General features: G+C 66.7%; 22 protein-coding genes. 14 read left to right on the top strand and 8 right to left on the bottom strand.

Annotation, left to right across the window (positions count from 1 at the left end; all coding sequences use genetic code 11):
- Positions 1 to 109 precede the first annotated feature (109 nt).
- From glgC to QX132_RS09985, 3 genes are all read left to right on the top strand, one after another.
- Positions 110 to 1375, top strand: a complete 1266-nt coding sequence (glgC, locus tag QX132_RS09975; RefSeq protein WP_315736073.1) for a glucose-1-phosphate adenylyltransferase — start codon at positions 110 to 112, stop codon at positions 1373 to 1375.
- The gene (gene glgA / locus QX132_RS09980; protein WP_316160949.1) at positions 1372 to 2838 is read left to right on the top strand and encodes a glycogen synthase GlgA; all 1467 of its coding nucleotides are present in this window, start codon (positions 1372 to 1374) and stop codon (positions 2836 to 2838) included. Before glgC ends, glgA begins: the two co-directional genes overlap by 4 nt.
- 318 nt (positions 2839 to 3156) lie before the next feature.
- Positions 3157 to 4629: a D-aminoacylase gene (locus tag QX132_RS09985; protein ID WP_316160950.1), complete on the top strand. Its 1473-nt coding sequence runs from the start codon at positions 3157 to 3159 to the stop codon at positions 4627 to 4629.
- A 1-nt stretch (position 4630) separates the two neighbouring features.
- Here QX132_RS09985 and QX132_RS09990 read toward each other — a convergent pair whose 3' ends face one another.
- The 3 genes from QX132_RS09990 to QX132_RS10000 are packed head-to-tail and all read right to left on the bottom strand — an operon-like array spanning position 4631 to position 7309.
- Positions 4631 to 5380 carry a CoA-transferase gene (locus QX132_RS09990; protein WP_316160952.1) on the bottom strand — a complete coding sequence of 250 codons (750 nt, stop codon included), beginning with the start codon at positions 5378 to 5380 and terminating at the stop codon, positions 4631 to 4633.
- Positions 5377 to 6195, bottom strand: coding sequence for a CoA transferase subunit A (locus QX132_RS09995; protein ID WP_316160953.1), 819 nt, complete (start codon positions 6193 to 6195; stop codon positions 5377 to 5379). The genes QX132_RS09990 and QX132_RS09995 overlap by 4 nt, the downstream gene beginning before the upstream one ends.
- A 55-nt stretch (positions 6196 to 6250) precedes the next feature.
- Entirely contained in the window at positions 6251 to 7309 is a 1059-nt protein-coding gene (locus QX132_RS10000; RefSeq protein WP_315782931.1) for a LacI family DNA-binding transcriptional regulator, read from the bottom strand.
- Between the two features lie 122 nt (positions 7310 to 7431).
- Between QX132_RS10000 and QX132_RS10005 the strand changes: the two genes are divergently transcribed.
- Both QX132_RS10005 and QX132_RS10010 read left to right on the top strand, forming a co-directional pair.
- Positions 7432 to 8733 (top strand): Xaa-Pro peptidase family protein, encoded by a 1302-nt coding sequence (locus tag QX132_RS10005; protein ID WP_315758877.1) that lies wholly within the window; start codon positions 7432 to 7434, stop codon positions 8731 to 8733.
- Positions 8734 to 8761: 28 nt separating this feature from the next.
- On the top strand, positions 8762 to 9727 hold the full coding sequence (locus QX132_RS10010; protein ID WP_316160954.1) for an NAD(P)-dependent oxidoreductase: 966 nt from the start codon (positions 8762 to 8764) through the stop codon (positions 9725 to 9727).
- A 6-nt stretch (positions 9728 to 9733) separates the two neighbouring features.
- Here QX132_RS10010 and QX132_RS10015 read toward each other — a convergent pair whose 3' ends face one another.
- The 3 genes from QX132_RS10015 to QX132_RS10025 all read right to left on the bottom strand — a co-directional run bounded on the left by QX132_RS10015 (position 9734) and on the right by QX132_RS10025 (position 12639).
- Positions 9734 to 11044, bottom strand: a complete 1311-nt coding sequence (locus QX132_RS10015) for a tetratricopeptide repeat protein (protein ID WP_315782935.1) — start codon at positions 11042 to 11044, stop codon at positions 9734 to 9736.
- Between the two features lies 1 nt (position 11045).
- On the bottom strand, positions 11046 to 12056 hold the full coding sequence (locus QX132_RS10020) for an aldo/keto reductase (protein ID WP_315782937.1): 1011 nt from the start codon (positions 12054 to 12056) through the stop codon (positions 11046 to 11048).
- A gap of 160 nt (positions 12057 to 12216) precedes the next feature.
- On the bottom strand, positions 12217 to 12639 hold the full coding sequence (locus QX132_RS10025) for a PaaI family thioesterase (RefSeq protein ID WP_315736104.1): 423 nt from the start codon (positions 12637 to 12639) through the stop codon (positions 12217 to 12219).
- Positions 12640 to 12719: 80 nt separating this feature from the next.
- Between QX132_RS10025 and QX132_RS10030 the strand changes: the two genes are divergently transcribed.
- A complete protein-coding gene (locus QX132_RS10030; protein ID WP_316160956.1) occupies positions 12720 to 13349 on the top strand; it encodes a CoA pyrophosphatase in 630 nt (209 codons plus the stop codon).
- A 25-nt stretch (positions 13350 to 13374) separates the two neighbouring features.
- Positions 13375 to 14556: a hypothetical protein gene (locus QX132_RS10035; protein WP_316160958.1), complete on the top strand. Its 1182-nt coding sequence runs from the start codon at positions 13375 to 13377 to the stop codon at positions 14554 to 14556.
- An 18-nt stretch (positions 14557 to 14574) separates the two neighbouring features.
- Here QX132_RS10035 and QX132_RS10040 read toward each other — a convergent pair whose 3' ends face one another.
- Positions 14575 to 14877, bottom strand: coding sequence for a hypothetical protein (locus tag QX132_RS10040; protein ID WP_316160959.1), 303 nt, complete (start codon positions 14875 to 14877; stop codon positions 14575 to 14577).
- Positions 14878 to 15050: 173 nt separating this feature from the next.
- Here QX132_RS10040 and QX132_RS10045 point away from each other — a divergent pair, with 173 nt between their 5' ends.
- The 5 genes from QX132_RS10045 to QX132_RS10065 all read left to right on the top strand — a co-directional run bounded on the left by QX132_RS10045 (position 15051) and on the right by QX132_RS10065 (position 20142).
- Positions 15051 to 15527, top strand: a complete 477-nt coding sequence (locus tag QX132_RS10045) for a hypothetical protein (RefSeq protein WP_315736112.1) — start codon at positions 15051 to 15053, stop codon at positions 15525 to 15527.
- 208 nt (positions 15528 to 15735) lie between these two features.
- The gene (locus QX132_RS10050) at positions 15736 to 16698 is read left to right on the top strand and encodes a TAXI family TRAP transporter solute-binding subunit (RefSeq protein WP_315797716.1); all 963 of its coding nucleotides are present in this window, start codon (positions 15736 to 15738) and stop codon (positions 16696 to 16698) included.
- Between the two features lie 155 nt (positions 16699 to 16853).
- Positions 16854 to 18947, top strand: coding sequence for a TRAP transporter permease (locus tag QX132_RS10055; RefSeq protein ID WP_316161099.1), 2094 nt, complete (start codon positions 16854 to 16856; stop codon positions 18945 to 18947).
- Positions 18944 to 19318, top strand: coding sequence for a DUF1850 domain-containing protein (locus tag QX132_RS10060; protein ID WP_315772690.1), 375 nt, complete (start codon positions 18944 to 18946; stop codon positions 19316 to 19318). The genes QX132_RS10055 and QX132_RS10060 overlap by 4 nt, the downstream gene beginning before the upstream one ends.
- A 23-nt stretch (positions 19319 to 19341) precedes the next feature.
- The gene (locus QX132_RS10065; protein WP_315736117.1) at positions 19342 to 20142 is read left to right on the top strand and encodes an SDR family oxidoreductase; all 801 of its coding nucleotides are present in this window, start codon (positions 19342 to 19344) and stop codon (positions 20140 to 20142) included.
- 160 nt (positions 20143 to 20302) lie between these two features.
- Here QX132_RS10065 and QX132_RS10070 read toward each other — a convergent pair whose 3' ends face one another.
- Positions 20303 to 21073, bottom strand: coding sequence for a hypothetical protein (locus QX132_RS10070; RefSeq protein WP_316159174.1), 771 nt, complete (start codon positions 21071 to 21073; stop codon positions 20303 to 20305).
- A gap of 316 nt (positions 21074 to 21389) precedes the next feature.
- Between QX132_RS10070 and QX132_RS10075 the strand changes: the two genes are divergently transcribed.
- Both QX132_RS10075 and QX132_RS10080 read left to right on the top strand, forming a co-directional pair.
- Complete coding sequence (locus tag QX132_RS10075; protein ID WP_315737017.1) at positions 21390 to 22139, top strand: tetratricopeptide repeat protein; 750 nt, start codon at positions 21390 to 21392, stop codon at positions 22137 to 22139.
- Positions 22140 to 22241: 102 nt separating this feature from the next.
- Positions 22242 to 23624, top strand: coding sequence for a tetratricopeptide repeat protein (locus tag QX132_RS10080; protein WP_410052857.1), 1383 nt, complete (start codon positions 22242 to 22244; stop codon positions 23622 to 23624).
- Positions 23625 to 23634 lie beyond the last annotated feature (10 nt).

A 23634-nucleotide genomic window follows, 5' to 3' on the forward strand; every position in this document is an offset into this window, starting at 1 on the left:
GCTGTTCCCTCGTCATATGTGAGTACCGGGAGACGGAGCGCGATCGCGAGACGCCCCTGTCCGGGCCGCGGAAATCTTGACGCGACAACGAGTTGCAGGGAGGAGAACCATGGCACCCGCCGCACGGACCGAGCCGCTGTCTCGTCACGCGCTGGCCTTCGTGTTGGCCGGCGGACGCGGCAGCCGGCTGCTTGAGCTGACCGACCGGCGCGCCAAGCCCGCCGTCTATTTCGGCGGCAAGTCGCGCATCATCGATTTCGCGCTGTCGAACGCCGTGAACTCCGGCATCCGTCGCATCGCGGTGGCGACGCAGTACAAGGCGCACAGCCTGATCCGGCATCTGCAGATGGGCTGGAACTTCTTCCGTCCCGAGCGCAACGAGAGCTTCGACATCCTGCCCGCCAGCCAGCGCGTTTCGGAGACGATGTGGTACGTCGGAACGGCCGACGCCGTGTACCAGAACATCGACATCCTCGAGACCTACAACACGAAATACATCGTCGTGCTAGCCGGCGATCACATCTACAAGATGGACTACGAGCTGATGCTGCAGCAGCATGTCGACCAGCGCGCCGACGTCACCGTCGGCTGCCTGGAGATGCCGCGCGAGGAATCCTCAGGCTTCGGCGTCATGCACATCAATGAGGACGACACGATCCGCGACTTCATCGAGAAGCCGGCCGATCCGCCGCCGATGCCGGGCAAGCCCGACAGGTCGCTCGCGAGCATGGGCATCTACGTGTTCGACGCCAAATTCCTGTTCGAGGAGCTGAAGCGCGACGCCGCGGACCCGAATTCCAACCATGATTTCGGCCGCGACATCATTCCCTACATCGTCAGGAACGGCCGCGCCGTGGCGCACCAGTTCTCGCGCTCCTGTGTCCGCGCCGCCCACGATCAGGGCAGCTACTGGCGCGACGTTGGAACGGTGGACGCCTATTGGGCGGCCAATCTGGATCTGACGGACGTCGTGCCCGAGCTCGATCTCTACGATCGCTCCTGGCCGCTCTGGACCTATTCGGAGATCACGCCGCCGGCCAAGTTCGTCCATGACACGGATGGCCGTCGCGGCGAGGCGACGTGCTCGTTGGTGTCCGGGGGCTGCATCGTCTCCGGTGCCCAGGTGCAGCGCTCGCTGCTGTTCACCGGCGCTCATCTGCATTCCTATGCCAAGCTGCAGAACGCGGTGCTGCTACCCTACGTCAACGTCGCGCGCCATGCGCGCCTCACCAACGTGGTGGTCGATCGCGGCGTGCAGATTCCGGAGGGGCTCGTGGTCGGCGAGGATCCGGAGTTCGACGCCAAGCGGTTCAGGACAACGGAGAACGGCGTGACCTTGATTACCCAGCCGATGATCGATGGGCTCAATTCATGACGCCACTGCGCGTTCTGTCGGTTGCCTCCGAGGTCTATCCCATCGTCAAGACGGGCGGGCTCGCCGATGTCGTCGGCGCCTTGCCGTGGGCGCTGATGGCGGAGGACGTCGAGGTCCGCACGCTGATCCCGGGTTACCCCGCAGTCATGACCGCGCTGGAGCAGGCCAGCGAGATCAGCTCGCTGCCGAACTTCTTCGGCGGCAATGCCCGCCTGCTCGGCGGCAGTCATGGCGCGCTCGATCTGTTCGTGCTCGATGCGCCGCATCTCTATGACCGCGAGGGCAACCCGTATCTGGGGCCCGACGGCAAGGACTGGCCGGACAATGCGTTCCGCTTCGCGGCGCTGGCGCGAGCGGCGTCCTATATCGGCCTCGGCGCGGTGCCGGCCTTCGTGCCCGACATCGTCCACGGCCACGACTGGCAGGCCGGGCTCGTGCCGGCCTATCTGCTCTACAGCCACCGGCCGCATCCGGGCACGGTCATGACCGTGCATAATCTCGCCTTCCAGGGCCGCTTTCCGCGCCATTTCCTGCCGCCGCTCGGCCTGCCGCCGGAATCCTTCTCGATCTACGGCCTCGAATATTACGGCGACATCAGCTTCCTCAAGGCGGGACTGCAATTTGCCGACAAGATCACGACGGTGTCGCCGACCTACGCCCGGGAGATCCAGAGTGACGAGCAGGGCATGGGCCTCGGCGGCCTGCTGCGCCAGCGCGCGTCCGACCTCGTCGGCATCCTCAACGGCATCGATACGGCGGTGTGGGATCCCGGCAGCGATTCGGCCATCCCATCGCATTTCGGCATCGAGCGGATCGAGGCGCGGGCACCGAACAAGGCGGCGCTGCAGACGCGCATGGGCCTGCAGGTCGCGCCGGAGACGTTCCTGCTCGGTGTCGTCAGCCGGCTGACGTCGCAGAAGGGATTGGACCTGCTGCTATCCTGCCTGCCGACCTTGACCGGTAGCGGGATTCAACTGGCCCTGCTTGGCGACGGCGAGGCCGAACTGCGCGACGCATTCCGCGCCGCCGCCGCGCACCATCCAGGACAGATCGGCGTCGTCATCGGCTATGACGAGAGCCTGGCGCATCTCATTCAGGCCGGCTGCGACGCGCTGGTCGTGCCGTCGCGGTTCGAGCCGTGCGGCCTGACGCAGCTCTGCGCCCTGCGCTATGGCGCGCTGCCGATCGTCACCGCCGTGGGCGGCCTCGCCGACACCGTCATCGACGAGACCGAGGCCGGCGTCGCCGCAACGGGGTTCAAGTGCGCCTCCGTGACGGCGGAGGCGCTCGATCAGACCCTGCGCCGCGCCGCTGCGGCCTTCTACGCCTCGCGCAGCAACGCCGCGAACTGGACCCGCATGCAGCTCAATGCGATGCTGACCGACGTGTCGTGGCGGCACCGCGCCGGCCGCTATGCCGAACTCTACCGGCAGATCGTCGCGCAGCGGCGGCCGGCGGGTTGAAGGACCGACTACGTTACGACCACCGTCATTCCGGGGCAAGGCCGCAGGCCTTGGACCCGGAATCTCGATGTTGTCTTGCGTCCGTTCCTGAAATCTCGGGATTCCGGTTTCAATCGTCAACGTGTTGCCGCTTCGCGGCTGCGCATTGACGATTGCCCCGGAATGACGGTGACATCGCGCTCCTTGTTGACGCAGTGCCAGCGGTCGCGGGGCTTGCAGCCCAGCCCAGCGCGCACCTCATGCCGATCCCGCTGGACGCCCAGAGGCGTGCAGCGGATAGTCCCGCCGGCTCCGATCAATATCCCTGCGCGAGACCTCATGACCGATACCCAGCCTTCCTCCGACTCCTTCGACCTGATCATCCGCGGCGGCACCGTCATCGACGGCACGCGCGCGCCACGTTTCGAGGCCGATGTCGGCATCAAGGACGGTCGCATCGTCGCCATCGGCGAGCTTGGTGGCCGCAAGGCTGCACGCGTCATCGACGCCACCGGCCACATCGTTGCGCCGGGCTTCATCGACTCCCACACCCATGACGACAGCGCCGTGCTGGTCGATCCCGACATGATCTGCAAGGTCTCGCAGGGCGTGACCTCCGTCGTGACCGGCAATTGCGGCGTCAGCATCGCGCCGCTGAAGCCGGGCTCGCCGCGGCCGATGCCGCTCGGCCTGCTGTCGCCCGGCGACGGCCGGGTCGCAGAGTACGCCTCGTTTGCGGACTACGTGGCTGCACTGCGCGCGGCACCGGCCGCCGTCAACGTTGCGCCGATGGTCGGCCACACCGCGCTGCGCGCCTCGGTCGTGAGCGACCTCGGCCGGGCCGCGACCGACGCGGAGATCGCCGAGATGCGGGCTCATGTGCAGGAGGCGCTCGACGCCGGCGCCATCGGCGTCTCGACCGGGACGTTCTATCCGCCGGCGGAGGCGGCGCCGACCGAGGAGATCATCGAGGTCTGCCGGCCGCTCAACGGCAGCGGCGGCGTCTACGCGACGCACATGCGCAACGAGGCGAACGACGTGATCAAGTCGCTGGAGGAGAGCTTTGCCATCGGCAAGGCGCTCGACGTCCAGGTGGTGATCTCGCATCACAAGGTGGTGGGCCCGGCCAATTTCGGCCGCACCAAGGAGACGCTGCCGCTGATCATGAAGGCGATGAGCTGCCAATGCGTCGCGCTCGACTGCTACCCCTACAACGCCTCGTCGACCATGCTGCACACCGATCCGGCCAAGCTGCAGGTCAGGGTCGTCGTCGCGGCCTCCGGGCCGCATCCCGAAGTGGCGGGTCACGATCTCGCCGACATCGCCGCCGGCTGGGGCGTCGACCGGCTCGAAGCGGCAAAGCGGCTGCAGCCGGCGTCGGCGATCTACTTCGCGATGGATGAGGCCGACGTGCAGACCATCCTCGCCTTCGAGCCGACCATGATCGGCTCCGACGGCCTGCCGTTCGGCGAGCGTCCGCATCCGCGGCTCTGGGGCACGTTCCCGCGCGTGCTCGGCTATTACTGCCGCGAGCTCGAGCTGTTCTCGCTGGAAACCGCGGTCTGGAAGATGAGCGGGCTGACCGCGCAGAATTTCGGCATCAAGGGACGCGGCACGATCGCGATCGGCAACCACGCCGACATCACGATCTTCGATGCGGCCAGCGTGCGTGATAGCGCGACCTATGATGACCCCTGCGTGCCGGCCGCCGGCATCGAGGCCGTCATCGTCAACGGCGCGCTGACCTGGTGGCAGGGGGCGCACCAGAAGGCGCATGCGGGGCAGGTGATCACGCGCGCATCATTGCAGTGATCTACGCGGCCGGAGCCATCGCGCGCGCGAATTCCGGATAGCATTCGGCGAGCTCGTCGAGGATTCGGCCGCGGATCAGCTCGACCGTCGCCCGGTCCGGCGCGGGCGTCGGCGGCACGATCTCCGGCACCGCATAATCGAATCCGGTACGATCGCGCACGTCCTCTGCCGAGTAGCCGGGATGCACCGAGCGCAGCCGGAAGCCGCCGCGCTCGCGGTCGAAATCGAACAGCGCCAGATTGGTCAGCAGCGCATGCGGTCCGCCGCGCCGCCTCACCTCCGGCGTGGTCGCAGCGGCGCTGACGAAATCCACCTTCGGCACCAGCACGCGCGGCGAATGCTCCTCGCGAAACAGGATCACCCGCGGAATGAGATGGTAGAGATAGGCCGAGCCGAACGAGCCCGGCCAGCGCACGTCCATCCGCGGATAGTCGCCGGTGCCGACCAGGTTGATGTTCCCGGCGCCGTCGATCTGGCCGCCGCCGAGAAAGAACGCGTCGACGCGCCCCTGCGCGGCGCAGTCGAACAGCTCGACGCCGCCATTGGTGAAGAAATTGTGCCGGCTCGAGCCGAGGATCGAGATGCGGACAGGCGGCTTGCCCTGTTGCGCGTTGCGTGCGCGCAGCAGCATCGCGCCGGCCGCCGGGATCGGCGACGAGGCGCCGACGGCGACATGGCGGATGCCATCGAGCAGGTCGGCGATGACGGTGATCAGCAGTTCTTTGCGTGCGCGCTCGTCGTGCATGGTCATGCCACCTCCTTGCTGCGGGTCAGGAAGGCGGAAAGATAGCTGCGAAAGCCCTCGTCGGTGCGCGCCATCGCGGCGTAGCGCGCCAGCTCGGCGCCATCGGTCTCGTACTCGTCCCACAGCGGCAGCGGCCAGGCCCCGTTCGCGGCCACCGCGATGGCATCGACATAGAGCGCCGGCAGCACGCCGGCCGCGGAGTCCTCGGTCGCCATCAAATCGCGATCGACGATACGCTCGACGGTGACCAGCGTGCGCTTCGCCGCATAGGCCATCGTCGCCAGCTCACGGTAGCGGCCGATGCGGACATTGCCGAAGCGGTCGGCCTCGGGGGCATGAAACAGCGCCACGTCGGGCGTGATCGCCGGCACCACGACCACCTTGCCGGGCTCGCCGACGGGACTGTCGATCACCTTCCAATCGGGGCGGACCCGCAGCAGATCGCTGCCGATGATGCCGGCGATCGGCATGAACGGCACGCCCTTCTGCCCGGCCAGCAGGCCGGCATGGATCGCGGGGCAGGTGGCATCGCGCAGGCTGATGCTGCCGTCGCGCACGGCCGCGACGAAGCGCGGTGCGCCGCCGGCCTCGCCGAGCGAGACGGCGCTGGTTTCCACCACCGCGGCCACGCCGGCGCCGATCAGCAGATCGGCTTGGAGGCCTGATATCGGCACGCAGACGAGATGCAGCCCGGTGAGGCCGGCCTCGATCATGGCCGCCGTCGCCGCCATCGAGACGCCGGCACGGTCGACGGGGATCGCGATCGATTGCCCCGGTGCGATGGATGCGACGAGCGCCTCCAGGCCGACCATCTCCGTCATCGGCGTATCCTCCCGTTGTTTCTTCCGCGCAGTGTAGCGATGCCCCGCGGACCTGTCAGTGCTCGTATGCGATCGTCGAGCCGCGGATGATGAGCTCCGGCGCCAATACGATGTGGTCGGTCGCTGCCTCGCGCCCGGCAAGGCGGTCGAGCAGCAGCCGCGCCGCGGCTTCCCCCATGTCGCGCTGGGCGATCCGCACCGTGGTCAGCGGCGGCGCGACCATGTCGACGAACGGCATGTCGTTGTGGCCGACCACGGAGATATCACCGGGGCAGGTCAGGCCGCGCGCGGCGAGCGCGTCATAGACGCCGAGCGCCAGCAGATCATTGGCGGCGACGATTGCGGTTGGGCGCGTCCGCCGCGCGAGCAGGCGCAGCGCAGCCTCGCGACCCGCCGCACGCGTATAAGTTTCGACGGCTTCGACCGGCGTATGGCGGGCCGACAGTCCCGCAGCCCTGATGCTGGCCTCGAAGCCGGCGCGGCGGCGTGCGCCGGTCGAGATGTGCTGCGGGCCCGCGACGTGACCGATGCGCCGGTGGCCGAGCGCGACGAGATGCTGGACGGCGAGACGCATGCCGGCGGCATCGTCGCTGGCTGCCGAGGGCAGGAGTCCGGCGGCATCGACGCGATTGACAAGCACCACCGGCAGCGCTGCATCCAGGCAGTGCTTCACGACGTCGTCACGCAAGCTCACCGTCGCCAGTACCAGACCGTCGACGCCGCGCGCGATCAGCCGGTCGACGAGATCCCGCTCCGACCCCTCTGTGCCGGCGTCGGCCACGATCGTTGCATAACCCTGCGCGTGGAGATGATCGGCGATGCCGGACAGCATCGGCGGAAAGCCGGGGTCGGCGATATCCGGCGCGAGCACGCCGATCAGGCCGCTGCGTCCGGTGCGCAGGCCCTTGGCGGCCATGTTCAGCCGGTAGCCGAGCGCGTTGGCTGCGGCCTGGATCTTGTCCGCGACATCGGCAGCGACGAGGTGCTTCATCGCCGGGCTGAGCGCGCGCGAGACCGTCGAGGGATGCACACCGCAACGGGCGGCGACGTCCTTGATCGTCGGGCGCGAGGACGACGCATGCAGGCCTGCTGCCGGTCGCAATGTCCGTTTCATTCCCAGCCTCTGATGTCGCCGCGCAACGACGTTTTGATCATGCTATACCTTGACACGCTTTGCGTGTATGCAATAAATTCGGCTTTGCAATCGATTGCAATAGAACAATGGGAAACGTCCACATGACAGCGAGCGCGCTGAAGCCGCATCTGGTCAGCCCGGAGCATCTCGATCCGCATTGGCGCTGGGGGCGGGCGATTCCGTCGCATGGCCATGTCTCGGTGGATTTCGAGCGCCGCGTCGATTTCGACAGGTTGCGGCGCTACCGGCTGGCGCGGGCGCGCGCGGCGCTGAAGGCGTCGGGCTATGGTGCGCTGCTGCTGTTCGACGTCAACAACATTCGCTACGTGTCTGGCACCAAGATCGGCGAATGGGAGCGCGACAAGCTGTGCCGTTTCGCGCTGCTGGCCGGCGACGGCGAGCCGATCGTGTGGGATTTCGGCTCGGCGGCCGTCCACCATCGTCTGTTCTGTGACTGGCTGGCGCCGGAGAATTGCCGCGCCGGCATGCTCGGGATGCGCGGCACCGTGCCGCCGGCCGTCGGGCTGATGAAGGCGCATGCCGAGGAGGTCATGAGCCTTTTGCGCGCCGCAGGCGTTGCCGACATGCCTGTCGGCGTCGACCTTGCGGAAACGGCGATGTTCTTCGAGCTGCAGAAGGCCGGCATGAAGGTGGTCGATGGCCAGCAGGTCATGCTGGACGCGCGCGAGATCAAGAACATCGACGAGATCATGCTGCTCAACCAGGCCGCGGCCATGGTCGACGGCGTCTATCATTCGATCTACGAGCACCTGAAGCCGGGCGTGCGTGAGAACGACATCGTCGCGCTTGCCAACAAGATGCTCTACGAGATGGGCTCCGACGACGTCGAGGCGATCAACGCCATCTCCGGTGAGCGCTGCAATCCGCATCCGCACAATTTCACCGACCGCATCCTGCGTCCGGGCGACCAGGCGTTCTTCGACATCCTGCAGTCCTATCAGGGCTACCGGACCTGCTACTACCGCACTTTCAACGTTGGCCGCGCCACGCCGGCGCAGCACGACGCCTACAAGCAGTGCCGCGAATGGCTCGACAATGCGATCGCGCTGATCAAGCCGGGCGTCTCGACCGACACCGTGGCCAAGGTCTGGCCTAAGGCCGAGGAGTTCGGCTTTCCCTCGGAGATGGCGGCCTTCGGCCTGCAGTTCGGCCACGGCCTCGGGCTCGCGCTGCATGAGCGCCCGATCATCTCGCGGCTGGTCTCGCTGGACAATCCGATGGAGATCAAGACCGGCATGGTGTTCGCGCTTGAGACCTACTGTCCGGCGACCGACGGCTTCTCGGCTGCGCGTATCGAGGAGGAGGTGGTGGTCACCGACAAGGGCTGTCAGGTGATCACGCTGTTCCCGGCCGAGGAATTGCCGATCGCCAACCGCTACTGAGCGAAGCAGGTCAAAGGGAGTGACGCAAATGGCAGCGACGCATTCGCTCGGCTGGATCGGCATGGGGCGCATGGGCTATCCGATGGCTGAGCGCCTGCTCAAGGCCGGCCACAAGGTGTCGATCTTCAATCGCACCCGCGCCAAGGCCGAGCCGCTGGCGGCGAAAGGGGGCGTCATCGTCGATCATCCCCGCGATCTCGCCGCGTGCGACATCGTGTTCACGATGGTGTCGACGGGCAAGGATCTCGAGCAGGTCTATTTCGGCGACAACGGCCTGGTGGCCGCCGGTTCTGGATCGCGTCCCCGGATCCTGGTGGACTGCTCCTCGATCGGCATCGAGCAGTCGGAGGCGATTGCCGCCAAGTTCGTTCGACTGGGCTGTGAGTTCGTGCGGGCGCCGGTGTCCGGCAACGGCAAATGCGTCAAGGCCGGCAAGCTGTCGTCGGTGGTCTCGGGCCCCAGGGCCGCGTTCGAGGTCATCGAACCGTATCTGGCGAAGATCGCCGTCTCCGGCGTGTCCTATGTCGGCGAGGGCGAGCTCGCGCGCATCTGCAAGATCGCGCACAACGTGTTCCTCGGCGTCGTGATCCAGAACCTGGCCGAGATCACCATCCTGGCGCAGAAGGCCGGCGTGCCGCGCCATGCCTTCCTGAACTTCATGAACGCCAGCGTCATGGGGTCGACCTTCACCAGGTACAAGAGCAACGCGCTGGTCAATCTCGACTGGACCACGACCTTCACGCCGCCGCTGCTGCGCAAGGATCTCGATCTCGGCCTGTCGGCGGCGCGCCAGCTCGACGTCGCGATGCCGGTGACAGCCGCGACGCGCGAGGCATTGCAGGCCCATGTCGGCGCCGCCTCGCTGCAACCAGATCCCGCCGGCTATCTGGAGAAGGACTTTGCGGCGCTGCTGGAGACCGTCGCGCTCGCGGCGGGTCTCAAGCTGCAGCCCGAGAACGTGCCGATGCCGACGGGATTGGAGACGGAGGGATAACGTCCGTCAAACCGTCAGCGCCCGCCAGCGCGTGTCGCGCGCGGAGGGGCGGCGGTGCAGGCGGGCATCGAGCAGGTCTCGCGCCTGAGCCAGCGCGCCGCTGCGGATCAGTGCCAGGATGTAGGTGTCCTCGATCACCTCGCGCTGGGCGTGGCTGCCGCCGATGCGGGGGAGATCGCCGATGACGGGCGCAAGCTCGCGCGCGCATCCGCGCCAATTGTCATCGGCGAACGCACGCAGCGCCCGCAACATGTGCGGCACGATGCGCCCGGCCGGCAGCCTGCCCTCGGCCTGCCGCCGCTCGATCGCGGCAAGGCGTCCCTTGAGCGCGGCGCTGTCATGCGTCGCTGCCGCGATCATCACCAGATGCATCTCGGCGAAGGCGAGGGTCGAACCCGTGAAGCGCGTGCTCGCATAGGCCGCCGTGTCGGCCCATGCGTTGGGCGGCACCGGTTGCTCGTCAGCCATCAGCCGCCACAGCAGCGAGGCGCAGTCGGACAGGGTGTTGAGCGGCGGCGCCGAGTCCATCGTCGGCACCAGCACGTCGGTATAGACCGCCAGCGCCTTGTCGGCATCGCCCCGGTCCAGCGCGCCGAGCGCCTGGTGCCAGCAGATATGACCGTGCAGCATCCCGGTGCGGTCATAGTCGCCGATCCACCCCGCGACGAGCGCATCGGCCTCGTCCACCGCGCCGTCCTCGAACATCGCATGCAGCAGCGCATGCACGGCATAGGCGTTGTGCCGGCGCAGCGCGAAGCTGCGCTCGGTGACGGCGCGGCCCTTCGCCAACTCGCCGGCCTCGGTCAGGGCCCAGCCATGGTTGGACATGAACCACCAGTCCTCGCCATAATCAGCGGCGAAGCGGTCGCAGAGGTCGCGGCGGGCGGCATCGTGATCGGCGCGGCCGGAGAAGGCGAGCAGGCCGAAAGCGCCGAGCGGGAGCGCCATGATCATGGCGTCCCGCGGCCAGTTCGCCAGATGCGCCAGGGTCGATGTCAGCGCGTCAGTGCCGCGTCCCTCGATGGCGAGCACCAGGGTCGCGACATGGCTCTGCTCGCGCGGGGTGCCGCGCTTGGCAGCGAGGTCGCGGGCCCGTGCGATGGTCTGCAGCGCCGCCTCGCGCTGCATGTAGATCGCGTGGATGCGAGCACGCGCCGCGTGCGCCAGCGCGAACTCCGGATCGAGCATGATCGCCCGCTCGAACGCGTCAGTGGCCCCGGGCCAGAATGCGAGCAGCAGATCCATGCCCTCGCGATAGGCTGCGGCCGCGTCAGTGGAGGCGGTCGACAGTGGCAGGCCGTAGCGATCCTCCTCCATCTCAGCCCACCCGCGGCCTGCGGCCCTCGATCGGATAGGCCGGATCGTTGTAGCCGGGCGTCGAGGCGTGGCCGGTCACGACCAGCCGGTCGATCAGCGCCTCGTCGTCGGCGGCAAAGGGATAGTCGAGCGCGCGGATGTAGTCGTCCCATTGCGCCTCGGTGCGCGGACCCGCGATCACGGAGCTGATGAAGGCGGAGTTGAGCACCCAGGACACGGCGAACTGTCCCGGCGTGAAGCCCTTCGTCTCGGCGTGACGCTTGATCTCCTGCGCCAGCTTCAATGACTCGGGCCGCCACTCAGTCTGCATCATTCGCGTATCGTTGCGGCCGGCGCGGGTGTCCGTGTCCGGCGGCGCATCGGGGCTGTACTTTCCGGTGAGCACGCCGCGCGCCAGCGGGCTGTAGGGCACGACGCCGAGGCCGTAATAGCCGCAGGCCGGCAGGTGCTCGACCTCGGGCATCCGGTTCATCGCATTGTAGTAGGGCTGGCTGACGACGGGGCGGTCGATGCCGCCTGCGTCGCAGAGACTGCAGATCTCGGCGAGCCGCCAGGCGCGGTAGTTGGAGACGCCGAAATAGCGGATCTTGCCGGCACGCATGAGATCGCCGATCGCGCGCACGGTTTCCTCGAGCGGCGTCGCGTGATCTTCCTTGTGCAGGTAGTAGAGGTCGATGTGCCCGGTGCCGAGCCGCCGCAGGCTTTCGTCCGCGGCCTGCAGCACCCAGCGCCGCGACAGGCCGGCGCGGTTGGGATCGTCGCCCATCGGGTTGGCGAGCTTGGTGGCGACGATCCAGCGGTCGCGCTCGCGCGCGATGGCGCGGCCGACCACCTCCTCGGAAGCGCCCTTGTTGTAGGCATCTGCGGTGTCGATGAAGTTGATGCCGGCGTCGCGCGCCTTGGCGATGATGCGGGCGGATGTCGGCTCGTCGGTGGGACCGCCGAACATCATCGTCCCCAGGCAGATCGGCGACACCTTCAGGCCGGAACGGCCGAGCTGGCGATATTGCATTCTTGCCTCATTTCAAACCGTCACCACCGCGGGCGAAGGGGATACGATAACTCTCTCAGCGCGTCATTGCGAGCGCAGCGACGCAATCCAGGGCCGGGTCGGGACTCTGGATTGCTTCGTCGCGACGCTCCTCGCAATGACCGAGAGGCGAGATCACGGCTCACTCGCTCTTCAGAATCTTGAACACGCCCGAGGCCATCGCGATCACGCGATGACCGGCCATGACCTCCGTGGTGATGAACACCAGGCTGCGGGTGATCCGCACCACATGCGGCCGCGACACCAGGGTCTCGCCGATCTTGCCGGACTCGACGAAATGCGTGTCGAACTGGATCGTCGCCATGTGCTCCTTGCCCGCGGCGTAGCGGGCCGTCATGCCGCAGCTGCGGTCGGCGAGCGTCATGATCACGCCGCCCTGAACCAGGCCGCGGCGGTTGTGGTGCTTGTCCTCGGTGACGATGGCGTACTCGTGGACACCGCCGACGACCCGCTGCCACAGTGGGCCGATCAGATGCAGGAAACCGGAGGTGTCGACGATCTCCCAGCCGTCAGACGTCATCCTGGCCGCGGCCGATTTCGTCATCGCTGAAGACCCTTCCCGTTGTGGCCCGAGCCGGCCTGGAGGTCGTTTCATCTGTCGCCGGCCTGGTGTAGTCAAGCTGCATGCCGATGCCGTTCGACGATGCCACGAGGCGGAAAATCGCAAGCTGCTGCGCGGGCTTCGTGCGGCTGGAGGCGGCTGCGGCGGCGGCCTCGCTGAAGCGCGCGGCGGTGGTGATCGCGCTGGCCCCGCACCACGAGACCGGCGACACGGCGCTGCTGCTCACTCTGCGCGCTGCCGGGCTGGGCAGCCATGGCGGGCAATGGGCGCTGCCGGGCGGACGCTGCGACGCCGGCGAAACGACGGTCGCGGCCGCGCTGCGCGAGCTCGCAGAGGAGCTCGGGCTGATTCTGGCGCCGGATGCGGTGCTGGGCCTACTCGACGACTATCCGACACGGTCGGGCTATCTGATTACCCCCGTCGTCGTATGGGCGGCCAATGGCCGCACGCTGCGGCCGAATCCGGACGAGGTCTCCTCGGTGCACCGGATCGGCCTCGACGCGATCACGGCGGATGACGCGTTCGATTTCACTGCGATCCCCGAGAGCACGCGGCGCGTCGTCCGTTTTCACGCTCGCGAGGGTCTCATTCACGCGCCCACCGCAGCGCTGATCTATCAGTTCCGCGAGGTCCTGTCCGGCCGCGACACCCGGGTGCACGAGCTGGAGCAGCCGGTGTTCGCCTGGAAGTAGCCGCCGTTTCGGCTACAAGGGCGGCATGCTGCATCAGCCGATTCGCACCCTTGCCCTGATTCTCGCCTGCGCCGTTTCCGGCGCGCTGCCTTTGCTGGCCGCGGAACCCGGCTCACCGGTCGCGCCGCGCGAAGCTTTGGCGCAGATGGCATCGCCGGCTGCGATTGCGGAGTATCGGCGCAAACTCGCCGAATATCAGCAGGCGCGGGCGGAGTTCGACCAGGAGGCGGGCGCCTATTGGAAGGCGATCGCCGACAAGCGCCGCGCGCGCAATGCCAAGCGCCGCGACCGCCAGCCGATCGGGCTCGACGACTATGTGCTGGAGCAGCCGCCGGTCTACACCGGGCCGAAGCGGCCGGTGAACCCCGAGCCGGAACCTGAGGGCGAGCCGCGCGAGCGCAAGTACATCCCTGTGGTCGCCGACCTCGTGAAGGCGGCACAGGAGCATTTCCAATGGTCGCCGCAGCGCCCCACCAACGACATCGATTTCAAGCGCGCCTATGCGCGCTTCGCCGCGGCGTCGGGACTGACGCGCGAGCAGGCGGTGCGCGTCTATGCCTTCGAGACCGGCGGCAACGGCAAGCATGACTCGCAATCGGGCTTCAAGGGCAACCGCGCGATCTCGACGGCGATCGGCTACAATCAGCTATTGACCACCAACAGCGTCGAGCTTCTGGCCGAGCAGGGCCCGCTGTTCATCCGCCTGCTCGGCGAACGCGTGGCGCAGACGTCCGGCCCGGCGCGGGGCGCGATGGAGCACAAGCTCGCGGTCCTGAAGAAGATGGTCGCGATTGCGCGCTCCGTGCCGGACGACTGGTCGGCGCATGAGAAGATCGGCAATACGCCGCAGGGGTGGGCCATGCATGCGATGGTGCTCGACATCGACGTCGGGCCGATGCTGCAGACCCACAAGCTCTTGACCTCGGTGCTGTTCGCGCGCGCCAAGGGCTACACCCGGCCGCTTTCCGCCGCCGAGCTCGAGATGATGAATCTCACCGGGGACGGCACCGGCTTCGACATGGTGACGATGCCGCTCGAGATGCGCGATCAGGTTCCGACCGCCAACTTCTTCCAGCGCGGCGGCTACGAGCGCAATCCGGTCGCCGTTCGCCACAACACCGTGGCAAAGCTGCTTGCGGTGACGGATGCCAGGATGGACTCGCTCAGCGGCCTGCCCGGCGCCAAGGAGCTGGCGGCGGCGTTCTGAGGCTGCGCTCGCTCGCCTTCACTCATCCGCGCCGAACGAGAAGCTGCCGTCGCCGTCGAGATAGGGGGCCGTCCGCATGTAGAGCTGACCGTTCTGGCCGACGAAGAACAGCGTGCCCTTCGGCACCTTCTTGGCGCCCTTGAGCAGCATGTCGGCGTTCTTGGTGCCCATCTTGTAGGCGAGCGTCTTGCCATCCTTGCCATAGGCGTAGCCCATGTCGGGCTTCAGCTCCCACGGCTCCGGCGGTGCCGCGGGCGCCGCGCTGGCCAGTGCGCCCAGCGCACCGAGGGCGATAAGGGCTTTCAGAACCGGGCTCTTCATGTCCTCCTCCAATCGATGTCGTCTCGAACAAATCACGAACGCCGAGGCAGCGTCAACGTCGCCCCGTCGCAGCGCGGTGATCGTTGGCGGATTTTTAAATTCGCCGATCTCGCGATTATCCTGCAGCGTGGTTTAGAAACATAGGCCAAGAAAACACTTTGGGGATGATTCGGATGAGCCTCGTCACGAAGATCGGTTGGGTTGCGGCGTTGTCGCTGGTGACGTTGGCGTCCGCCCGGGCCGACGACTTCAAGCTGTCCAACAACCAACGCATCGCCTGCAGCCGCGGTCTCTCCGCCGGCAAGCTCAATACGGCCGTCTGCAAGTCCTACGCCTACCTCTTCAACGTGAAGACCTCGGAATATTTCCGCTGCCAGGTCTCACTGTCGCTGACCCGGGACAACAAGGAGGTCATCAACGTCCAGACCGACGGCGGCTGTACCAGGAAGCCGCGCGTGTTCGACACTGATTCCAAATATGAGTTCGACGCCACCGAGACCGAGCCGGCGAACACCAACTCCTTCTTCGGCAATGGCGGCTACTCGATCTGGGTGGCGGATGCGACCCAGCAGAAGGTGCGCGGCTGCATTACGATCTCGTCCGGGCTCGGCTCGGACATCTCCAAATGCCTCGACATGACGTTCCAATGATCGGTGGCCCCGCGAGGGAGGCGGCCCGCCGCATTGGGCTGCACCTGCGGTTCAAGCTGGTGATACTGTCAATGTAAGATTGAACGCGGGGCGCATCGGTCCCGGCCTTGCGCCGTGGGAGCGGGAGCGGCCGGTGCGCCAGTCTTTCGGATGGGTTGACCCAGCGCCCGCAGCCGTCCAATTTGCGGCAAAATCAATGGGAGGATCCATGCGTTTCTCGACATTCTCTGGCGCTGCAACCGGTTTCATTCTGGCAGCCGCCTGCCTGCTCGCGGCGCCTGCGGCGCAGGCGCAGAGCTTCATCAACGTGCTCACCGGCGGCACGTCGGGCGTCTACTATCCGCTCGGTGTCGCGATCGGGAAGATCTACGGCGACAAGATCCCCAATGTGAAGACCCAGGTGCAGGCGACCAAGGCCTCGGTCGAGAACCTGATCCTGCTGCAGCAAGGACGCGGCGAGCTCGCCTTCGCGCTCGGCGACTCCCTGAAGGCCGCCTGGAACGGCGAGGAGGAGGCCGGCTTCAAGACTAAGCTGGACAAGCTGCGCACGATCGGCGCGATCTATCCGAACTACATCCAGATCGTCGCGACGGCCGAGTCCGGCATCAAGACGCTGGCCGATCTCAAGGGCAAGAGCCTGTCGGTCGGCGCGCCGAAGTCCGGCACCGAGCTCAACTCGCGCGCGATCCTCGCCGCCGCCGGCATGAGCTACAAGGATCTCGGCAAGGTGGAGTATCTGCCCTTCGCCGAATCCGTCGACCTGATGAAGAACCGGCAGCTCGGCGCCACCTTGCAGTCGGCTGGCCTCGGCGTCGCTTCGTTGAAGGATCTGTCGACCTCGTCGCCGATCACGGTGGTGTCGGTGCCGAAGGAGGTCGTCGACAAGATCGGTGCGCCGTTCGTGGCGGCGATCATCCCGGCCAACACCTATACCGGCCAGGACAAGGACGTGCCGACCGCGGCTGTGATCAATTATCTCGTCACCAGCTCGGCGGTATCCGACGATCTCGCCTACCAGATGACCAAGCTGATCTTTGATTCGCTGCCGGAGCTCGCCAATGCGCATGCCGCCGGCAAGGAGATCAAGCTGGAGACAGCGGCGCAGGACAGCCCGGTGCCGCTGCATCCGGGCGCGATCCGCTACTACAAGGAGAAGGGCATCCTGAAATAAGGAGCTGCTCGCCCGGCCTTCCTTGCAGGCCGGATCATTCGCAACCGGCTGCGCGGGAAGCCCTCCGCGCAGTCTTGTCGTTCAGGTGATTGCGGCCATGGTCAGCAGCGCCTGATGGGCGCGTTGGGGGGATCATGACGATCGAAGCCGTGAACATGGAAACGCCGGTCAAGGTCGAGTTCGACAATTTCGAGCACGGCTTTCCGGAAGGCTTCGGCCCCGGCCGCTGGGGCTATCTCGCCTACGGCATCGGGCTCGCCTTTGCGATATTCCAGCTCTATGTCGCCGCCTTCAACTATCTGCCGAGCCAGGTCGTCCGCGGCGTCCATGTCGGCTTCCTGCTGCTGCTGACCTTCGGCCTGATCGGCAACTTCACCGCCAAGACCGATGCGGGGCGCATCGCGGGCTGGACCATCGGCGCCATCGGCTTCCTCTGCGGCCTCTATCAGTGGATCTTCTATGCGGATCTGATCGCGCGCGACGGCGATCCGACGCGCACCGATCTCGTGGTCGGAACCCTGCTGGCGGTACTGATCTTCGAGGGCACGCGCCGGCTGATGGGACTCGCGCTGCCGCTGATGTGCGGCGCCTGCCTGTTGTACTGGTTCTTCGGCCAGTATCTGCCGGCGCCGCTCAATCATCGCGGCTATGATTTCGATCAGGTGATTACACACCTCTCCTTCGGCACGGAGGGCTTCTACGGCGTGCCGATCTACGTCTCGGCGACCTACATCTTCCTGTTCATCCTGTTCGGCTCGTTCCTCGAACATGCCGGCATGATCCAGCTGTTCACCGACGTCTCGCTCGGCCTGTTCGGTCGCACCCGCGGCGGTCCGGCCAAGGTCGCCGTGTTCGCCTCCGGCATGATGGGTACGATCTCGGGCTCGGGCGTTGCCAATGTGGTGACCGTCGGCCAGTTCACGATTCCGCTGATGATCCGGTTCGGCTACCGCCGCGCCTTCGCCGCCGGCGTCGAAGCCACCGCGTCGATGGGCGGCCAGATCATGCCGCCTGTCATGGGCGCGGTCGCCTTCATCATGGCCGAGACGCTGGGAGTCGACTACTCGGTCATCGTCAAGGCGGCCGTGATCCCGGCCATCCTCTATTTCGCCTCGGCGTTCTGGATGGTGCATCTGGAGGCCGGCAAGCACGGCCTGACCGGGATGAAGCCGTCGGAGATTCCGAGCGCCTGGAAGGCGCTGGTGGCGCGCTGGTACCTCGTGCTGCCGCTCGCCGCGCTGGTCTACATGCTGTTCGAGGGCTTCACGCCGCTGTATGCGGGCTCGATGGGACTCGCGCTGACGGTGGCGCTGATCCTCGGCACCTCGATCACCATGGGCTTCTCCAACCAGGTGCTGCGTTACGTGTTCTGGATCGGGCTGGCGCTCGTCGTCGGCGCGCTGTCGCGCAACGGCCTGCAGATCGTGCCCGTCGCTTCCGTCGTCGTCGCGCTCATCGTCATCACCGGCTTCGTGCGCGGCGGCATGGGCACCTTGCACGCCTGCCGCGACTCGCTCGCCGAGAGCGCGAAGTCGGCGCTGACCGTCGGCATGGCCTGCGCCATCGTCGGCGTCATCATCGGCATGATGACGCAGACCGGCGTCGGCTCGATCTTCGGCAGCTGGGTGATCGGCCTCGGCAAGACCAGCCTGTTCGCGGCGCTGATCATGACCATGCTGCTGTCGATCCTGCTCGGCACCGGCATTCCGACCATCCCGACCTACATCATCACCGCGGCGCTGGCGGCCCCCGCGCTCGCCAAGCTCGGCGTGCCGTTGATCGCGAGCCACATGTTCGCGTTCTACTACGGCATCATGGCGGACCTCTCGCCACCGGTCGCGCTGGCCGCGCTGGCGGCGGCGCCGATCGCCAAGGAGAATCCGGACAAGATCGGTTGGGAGGCGATGCGGATCGCGCTCGCCGGCTACGTCATTCCCTTCATCTTCGTCTACTCGCCGGCATTGATGCTGCAGGCCGGCGACCCGATGGAGGCGCAGCTCGGCTTCCTGGGCGCGGTCGTCTATGCGAGCGTCAAGGCGCTGATCTCGATCGGCCTGTTCGGCATGGTGGCGATCGGCTTCCTGTTCACGCGGATGACCGTGATCGAGCGTCTGCTGGCGTTCGTCGCGTCGGTCTGCCTGCTCGGCGAATTTCCCTACAGTGACGTGCTGGGATTTGCACTGGCGGTGGTGATCGTGGCGTGGCAGTGGCGGCAGCGGCCGCCGGCTGCCGTGGCGGCCTCCGCTTGAGCCTCTGCCTCGCCTCATCAGGTGTGGTGAAGGCGCTGACCCTCGCCGGCTTCACTTTGGCCTGGACCCACTCGGTCGAGAAGACCGCTTGGCAGGAGGACTGGCGCGTCACGTCTGACGGTCTCGAACTGGTGCAGGCGCGCGTCAAGGGCTCTGGCGCGGGCATGGAGCCGCCGCCGGAAGCGCGGCTGGTCGACGGCTGGTTCCAGTGGCAGACCCAGCGGGGGCCGCTGTCGCGGATCGTGCTCGCCAATTCCGGCGCGGCCGGCGAGTGGCGCATCTGTACAGAGGGGCAATGCCGGACGCTGTCGGACATCTTCGGCCATGACATCGGCGCAGCGACCATCACGATGAGCGCCTGTAACGAATAACGAACGAACGACGGGAGAACGCGATGGATCGTCTCGAGGGCAAGGTGGCGCTGGTTGTGGGCGCCGGCTCGATCGGACCGGGCTGGGGCAATGGCAAGGCCACGGCCGTGACCTTTGCCCGGCACGGCGCCAAAGTGTTCTGCGTCGACCGCAACAAGGACGCCGCCGCGGAGACGGCCTCGATCATTTCAGGCGAAGGCGGGCAGGCCGAGGCGTTCACCGCCGACGTCTCGAAGGCCGTCGAGGTCGAGGCGATGGTGAAGGCTTGCGTTGCCGCCTATGGCCGTATCGACGTGCTCGACAACAATGTCGGCATTGCGGAGATGGGCAGCGTGGTCGATGTCGATGAAGCGGAATGGGACCGCGTGTTCGCGGTCAACCTGAAGAGCGCCTATCTTGCCATGAAGCACGTCATTCCAGTGATGATCGCGCAGGGCGGCGGCTCCATCATCAACATCTCCTCGGTGGCCTCCATCCGCCAGGTCGGCATCTCCTATGTCAGCTACGGCGCCAGCAAGGCGGCGATGAACCAGATGACGCGCACGACCGCGGTCGAGTTCGCGCCGAAGCACGTCCGCGTCAATGCGATCCTGCCCGGGCTGATGAAGACGCCGATGGTCGAGCACTCCGCTGGGCTGGCTGCGAGCTACGCCAAGGGCGATGTCGAGGAGATGTGGAAGAAGCGCGATGCGCAGGTGCCGATGGGGCATATGGGCGATGCCTTCGACGTCGCCAATGCTGCGGTGTTCCTCGCCTCCGACGAGTCGCGCTATGTCACCGGCACCATGCTGGTGGTGGATGGCGGGCTGACCTGCCGGAGTTAGGTCTCGCCGCTCTCGTCATTGCGAGCGAAGCGACGTGTCCGCCGTAGCTCGAAGAGCGAGGGCGGAAGCAGTCCGGAGTCTCTCGGGAGCTCTGGATTGCTTCGTCGCCTTCGGCTCCTCGCAATGACGGTGGTGTGGAACGGCTTTGTCTTGTTGAGGGCTATTGCGCCATCGCCAGCATGCCGCCCGCGAATGCATGCCATGCCGAGGTCACGCTGATCGGCCAGTTCAGGAGCTTCACGGCGATCAGCGCGAGCCCGCCATAGACGTAGACCGGGTGGACACGTCCGAACGTGCGGCGGTCGTGGATGATGGCGACGACGAGCAGCAGGTAGGCGACGAAAGCCGGCGGGATCGTTACGAACACCGGCGGCGGGCCGAGCGGGCCGGGCGGCGCCAGGAATGTCAGGAACCAGCGCGCCACGGCGGCGTCGAGCAGCGAGATGCCGGCGAGCAGCATCAGCCGCTTGTGCGTTTCCGGCCGGCGCAGATGGACAACCGCGAGCGTAAAGACCACGGCAAAGAAGGCGATGCCGCTGAGCGGCACGATGGCAAAGGCGATGCCCTCATTGACCTGCCCCATTGCCGCAGAGCGCTTCATCGCCTCGATGGCAACGAGGAAGCCAAAGATCGTCATCGCCGTGGCGAGCGATACGCCGAAGATGCCGAGCGAGCGGTGCCGCGCCGTGCGTCCGGATGCGGCAAGCCAGCTCTGCAGCGCGAAATACAGAGTCCAGGTGAAGAACAGGAAGCCGTGGAAATGAATCACGGGCGCGCCGGAGAATGAGCCGCGGGCCAGTGGCAGCCAGTAGGTCGGTGCGAAGCCGATGATCGCAATGGCCATGCAGGCCAGAGCCATGTTGAAATAGAAATAGCGCGCAGGGGACGCAACGACGCCGCGTGCGCGCGAATTGTCGGTCAGAATAGTCATGCGGTTGTGTCTGCGGGGATCGCAACAGGTTCAAATGGCGACGAAGGCTTCGCCGGTGCGCATCCACAACATCGCGAGGGGAATGCGCGGCACGACCACACGCATTTTTGTCGGGCCGCAATCAGCTCGCGAGCGCCCGTTCGCAAGGGGCGCCTTCTGCAGGAAAGGACTGTCGCACCGCGGCTGCCGCTGTATAGTTGAAGTCGCCGCGGCGGCGGCTCCGCCCGCGCCGTGCCGGATCGCCCACGACCTGAGAGAGCCATCTGCCTTGACCGCATCCATCTCCTCATGGGCTGCAGCCGATCGCCGGGATGGGATGCTGCGCCTCGCAGCGCTTGTCACGCTCGGATGGCTGGTCTCGACCCAGGCCCATGCGGTCGGCGCGGCCGAGCCCGGCAAGGAGCCGGCGGTGGATGCCGGTGCCTGCATGGCGGCCTCGGAGGCGCGCGATGGCGACAAGGTGCTCACCGAATGCGGCGCCGTGATCGACAATCCCAAGGCCGCGAGGGCCGATCGCATCAATGCGCTGATCGCGCGCGCCTCGATCTTCATCACCAGGGGTGAGATCGATCGCGCCATCGCCGATTACGGCGTGACCTTGCAGCTCAACCCGACGCTCGCCAGCATCTTCAATGCGCGCGGCGAACTGCATCGCAAGAAGGGCGACCGTCCGAAGGCGCTGGCCGATTTCGCCGCGGCGCTGCGGCTCAATCCGGATCACGCCAGCGCCCGCAGCAACTACCACGCGCTCGCAGTGGAGCTCGAGCGCCTGGGCGCGCAGATGGCCGTCGCGGGCAGGCCGAGCTTCAATTGCGCCATGGCGCGGCGCGCCGTGGAGAAGGCGATCTGCGCCGATCCGGAGCTCGCCAATCTCGATCGCGAGATCGACGGCGCGCAGGCCCGCGTCGTTCGCGAGGCGGCCGGCCCCGCCGCGGCACGCGCCCTGCAGCGCGAGCAGGACGCGTTCATCGCGCGGCGCAACGCCGGCTTTGGCAAGCCCGGCTACGATCTCAAGAAGGCGATGCAGGACCGCCTGCGGCGGCTGAACGGCGTCGACGGCTATTAGCCATCGGCGTGGCCGCTTGAACCGGGTTCCGTCCGGAGACGACAACGGGGGAGATCAGCATCTCAACCCGCAACAGTCGGAATTCGAGCCGAGTCCATGCCGATGCACGCTTTCATTCGTTCGATTTCATCCCGCTCGTCCTACCTCGCGCTGGGTCTTGCAGCCGGGCTTGTCCTTGGCCTCGGGGCCTTGCCAGCATTCGCCTCGGACCCCGAATGCGCTTTGGGCAGCAAGGCGCCCCCGTCCGAACTCATCGCCGCCTGCTCGACGGCAATCGAGCAGGCATCGGGTTCGACGAAGGATCAATCCATCGCCCTGGTCGCCCGTGCCGACGCCCGTGCCCGCACCTCCAGCGGCCTGACCCAAGCCCTGCAGGACCTCGACCGTGCCATCGCGCTCGACGGCAAGAATGCGCGTGCCTATCGGCTGCGCGGCGACCTGATGCGCGAAGCCGGTGGCGATGCCGGCAAGGCGGCGGCCGATCTGAGCATGGCGATCTCGCTCGATCCGAATGACGCCGAAGCCTATGAGCTGCGTGGCGTTGTCCATACCGAGCAGCGCCGTCTTGATCGCGCTCTGGCCGACTACGACCAGGCGATCCGGCTGAAGCCCGACTACGCGCAGGCCTATGCCGACCGGGGCGTCGCCTTCTACCTGCGCGGCGACAATGAGAAGGCCGTGCGCGACTATGACGAGGCGATCCGGCTCGACCCGGAACGGCCGCGCACATTCACCAACCGTGCCGCGGCCTACAAGAAGCTCGGCCAGATGGACAAGGCGCTGGCCGATGACGACGAGGCGATCCGGCGCGATCCGAAGGTGTCGGAATATTACGACAATCGCGGCCTCACCTACGCCGCCATGAAGGAGTACGACAAGGCGATCGCCGATTATGACCAGGCGATCAGGATGGAGCAACGGGCAAATTTCTTCACCAATCGCGGCGATTCCCATCAGTTCAAGAACGAACTCGGTGCGGCGCTCAGCGACTACGACGCGGCGCTGCGGCTCGATCCGAATTTCGCGCTCGCCTACAACAACCGCGCGGTGTTGTACAAGAAGATGGGTGAGCGCGCCAAGGCGCTGGCCGACTACGAGGCGGCGCTGCGGCTGGATCCCGGCAACGACAATGCCATTGCCGGCCGGCGCGTCGTGCTGGCCGAGATCAAGAAGTTCGGCGCCGAGCCGCCGCGTCCGTTGAATGCGCCGTCGGAGCGCAGCGGACCGTCCTTCGACTGCGCCACCGCCGTACGCGAGGTCGAGAAGGTCATCTGTGCCGACCCGCAGCTCTCGGTGCTCGATCTCGGCATTTCCGAAAGCTACGCCCGGCTGCTGAAGTCCTCGCGCGGCCGCGCCGCTGCCGAGCTGCGCAGCAGGCAGCGTGACTTCATCGCCGAGCGCAACGCCCGCTTCGGCAAGCCGGGCTACGACCTTCGTCTAGCCCTGCAGCGTCGCCTGGATACCCTCCGCGACGCAGTGCATTGATCCGGCCCGG

This window comes from Bradyrhizobium sp. SZCCHNRI20481 (assembly GCF_032485055.1).
GTDB lineage: Bacteria > Pseudomonadota > Alphaproteobacteria > Rhizobiales > Xanthobacteraceae > Bradyrhizobium.

Excerpts from the sequence above, each read along its gene's own strand:
- QX132_RS10040 (WP_316160959.1), bottom strand. The coding sequence starts at position 14,877 with ATGAAGAGCCCGGTTCTGAAAGCCCTTATCGCCCTCGGTGCGCTGGGC.
- QX132_RS10065 (WP_315736117.1), top strand. The coding sequence starts at position 19,342 with ATGGATCGTCTCGAGGGCAAGGTGGCGCTGGTTGTGGGCGCCGGCTCG.
- QX132_RS09990 (WP_316160952.1), bottom strand. The coding sequence starts at position 5,380 with ATGACCATGCACGACGAGCGCGCACGCAAAGAACTGCTGATCACCGTC.
- glgC (WP_315736073.1), top strand. The coding sequence starts at position 110 with ATGGCACCCGCCGCACGGACCGAGCCGCTGTCTCGTCACGCGCTGGCC.
- QX132_RS10045 (WP_315736112.1), top strand. The coding sequence starts at position 15,051 with ATGAGCCTCGTCACGAAGATCGGTTGGGTTGCGGCGTTGTCGCTGGTG.
- QX132_RS10020 (WP_315782937.1), bottom strand. The coding sequence starts at position 12,056 with ATGCAATATCGCCAGCTCGGCCGTTCCGGCCTGAAGGTGTCGCCGATC.
- QX132_RS10055 (WP_316161099.1), top strand. The coding sequence starts at position 16,854 with ATGGAAACGCCGGTCAAGGTCGAGTTCGACAATTTCGAGCACGGCTTT.
- QX132_RS10015 (WP_315782935.1), bottom strand. The coding sequence starts at position 11,044 with ATGGAGGAGGATCGCTACGGCCTGCCACTGTCGACCGCCTCCACTGAC.
- QX132_RS10080 (WP_410052857.1), top strand. The coding sequence starts at position 22,242 with ATGCACGCTTTCATTCGTTCGATTTCATCCCGCTCGTCCTACCTCGCG.
- QX132_RS10075 (WP_315737017.1), top strand. The coding sequence starts at position 21,390 with ATGCTGCGCCTCGCAGCGCTTGTCACGCTCGGATGGCTGGTCTCGACC.
- QX132_RS10005 (WP_315758877.1), top strand. The coding sequence starts at position 7,432 with ATGACAGCGAGCGCGCTGAAGCCGCATCTGGTCAGCCCGGAGCATCTC.
- QX132_RS10050 (WP_315797716.1), top strand. The coding sequence starts at position 15,736 with ATGCGTTTCTCGACATTCTCTGGCGCTGCAACCGGTTTCATTCTGGCA.
- QX132_RS09995 (WP_316160953.1), bottom strand. The coding sequence starts at position 6,195 with ATGACGGAGATGGTCGGCCTGGAGGCGCTCGTCGCATCCATCGCACCG.
- QX132_RS10025 (WP_315736104.1), bottom strand. The coding sequence starts at position 12,639 with ATGACGAAATCGGCCGCGGCCAGGATGACGTCTGACGGCTGGGAGATC.
- QX132_RS10000 (WP_315782931.1), bottom strand. The coding sequence starts at position 7,309 with ATGAAACGGACATTGCGACCGGCAGCAGGCCTGCATGCGTCGTCCTCG.
- QX132_RS09985 (WP_316160950.1), top strand. The coding sequence starts at position 3,157 with ATGACCGATACCCAGCCTTCCTCCGACTCCTTCGACCTGATCATCCGC.
- QX132_RS10010 (WP_316160954.1), top strand. The coding sequence starts at position 8,762 with ATGGCAGCGACGCATTCGCTCGGCTGGATCGGCATGGGGCGCATGGGC.
- QX132_RS10035 (WP_316160958.1), top strand. The coding sequence starts at position 13,375 with ATGCTGCATCAGCCGATTCGCACCCTTGCCCTGATTCTCGCCTGCGCC.
- QX132_RS10030 (WP_316160956.1), top strand. The coding sequence starts at position 12,720 with ATGCCGATGCCGTTCGACGATGCCACGAGGCGGAAAATCGCAAGCTGC.
- QX132_RS10070 (WP_316159174.1), bottom strand. The coding sequence starts at position 21,073 with ATGACTATTCTGACCGACAATTCGCGCGCACGCGGCGTCGTTGCGTCC.
- glgA (WP_316160949.1), top strand. The coding sequence starts at position 1,372 with ATGACGCCACTGCGCGTTCTGTCGGTTGCCTCCGAGGTCTATCCCATC.